2 protein-coding genes are annotated in these 1,920 nt (G+C 47.8%); both read left to right on the top strand.

Going from position 1 to position 1,920, the window contains the following annotated elements; all coding sequences use genetic code 11:
• A partial coding sequence (locus KDK18_RS09345) for a hypothetical protein (protein ID WP_257254635.1) occupies positions 1-457 on the top strand: 457 nt, incomplete at its 5' end.
• A 157-nt stretch (positions 458-614) separates the two neighbouring features.
• A partial coding sequence (locus KDK18_RS09340; protein WP_257254634.1) for a hypothetical protein occupies positions 615-1,920 on the top strand: 1,306 nt, incomplete at its 3' end.

Raw genomic sequence — 1,920 nt, 5'->3', positions numbered from 1 at the left:
CGGAAAGGTCTGCAGAAATGCTCATGCCCTGTCAGATCACAAAAGCAGAGACCACTGCGTGCAAAAAAACTGTGACTTGATCGTGGTTGGGGAGGATGGTCGGCAGCAACCATGCGGTAAGGTCTGCAAGAGTGGACATGCCTTGTCGGATCATAAAAGAGCAGAGCACACCAGGCAGCAAGCCTGCGGTGCAACAACAGTCGGGAAGAATGGTCAGCAGCGGCCGTGCAGGAAGGTCTGCAAGAATGCTCGCGCCTTGAGTGATCACATGAGAAAAAACCACAGCGGGCCACAAACCTGTGAGGTCACTGTAGTCGGGGAGAATGGACAGCAACGGCCATGCAAGCAGGCCTGCAAGAATCTTCAGGCCTTTTTGAATCACAAAAGAAGGCATCGAAAACGCAAGCTTGATGATATGGACCGGAACAATGACTTAAGTCCTCAGGAAGTAAAGTGAAATAAGCAACGATCTGATCCAGTACATGGCTTCATTAGATTTTTAACAGAAGAACTTCAAGGTAAAAACACGCTTATTTTCTTGATCTATCCTTCCTCTCTGTCAACCGGAATGCAGGGATAGAATTATTAAACACTCACTCTTTGAGGTACTACTGTTGCTAATGTCGTTGTCTGTCGTCTGTCAGAGCGAAGCGTTGACAAGACATTATATACTCGAGCTTGAGCAGGGTGCAGTTTATTCAAAACAGAACTACTCTATAAAACCTGTCTGGCCAACATTACCGGACAATCCGTCAGCCATTACCTACAATAAAGACCACGCAGAATTAACTTTACCAACTGATGACAAACGACAGAGGTCTGGGATTTACGAACTAAAAACGGCCATCGTTGGGTCGATTTCATGGCAATGGCTTTATGCCACTGGCGTTGTGGTTGCATACGAAATGATCCTGACCACCAAGGATGCCCCTGCAAGCTCATGGCTTCCTGTAGAAGTAGTTTTCGCTGTCGCCTCGCTTTTAAAAATCTATTGGAACCCAAATTCATCGCTGTCTAACCCGATTCAACAACAGGAGGCAACCTCTCTGCCGATACAAGGGGATCACCCGTTTGCGACTGTTACTATGATGCATGGCTCTGATGATAACCCGGCACAATACCCACTATCAGAATCATCCTGCCAGAAAGTCCCGGAAACCACCATCCACTCTTCAGGCTCATTCAAAAGTCTCGTGTATTCTGACTCTGGCGACAGTAACGGAGACCCTGAACAACACTCACACACTTTGGGTTTAAATTGTTTCGTCCATCCCTGTCATGGCGTTTGTCGATTTCGGGCATCAATAGCAGTATCCACACAACAATCATGCCTTCGCTCGGCGAATGAACACTGTCTTAGTTGCATATACCATTTTGATCCCCAAATCGCTTCGTACTTCATGAGCGGAGCGCCCATCTGTACCACTGATTCTAACGGGCTACTAAATCATGATGTGCAAATGCCCGGGAATGTGTCCGTCAACGCTGACGACCGGGTCATAATAGACGGGTTACTCAGTCTGGGTGGTCATAGCCTTCCAGAAAACGGGATTACCTGTACGCTTGCTCATTCAACACGCCCGATGGGGATTTCATTTTTGGGTTGTCTTCCTTCTGGAGGGGATACCCATTGGCAACAAACTCCGTCAGATTACAAAAAAAAATACGACACTGAACAAAGAGTATGCGTCCTGCCGGTGATCGGGGAGGATGGGCAGCTGCGGCCATGTGGAAAGGTCTACAAGAATGCTCGTAGCCTGTCGGATCACAGAATCAAATTCCACAGCGGACAACGAACCTGTGACACACCAGTAATTGGGGAGAACGGTCAACAGCAGCCATGCGGGATTACCTGCAAGAATGCTAAAGTCCTTTCGTATCACAAAAACAGATACCACAGCGGGCCAAAAACCTGTGACT

This window comes from Endozoicomonas sp. SESOKO3 (assembly GCF_024606255.1).
Note: the sequence above shows the minus strand (reverse complement) of the source record. Positions and strands in the feature narration are given on the sequence as shown.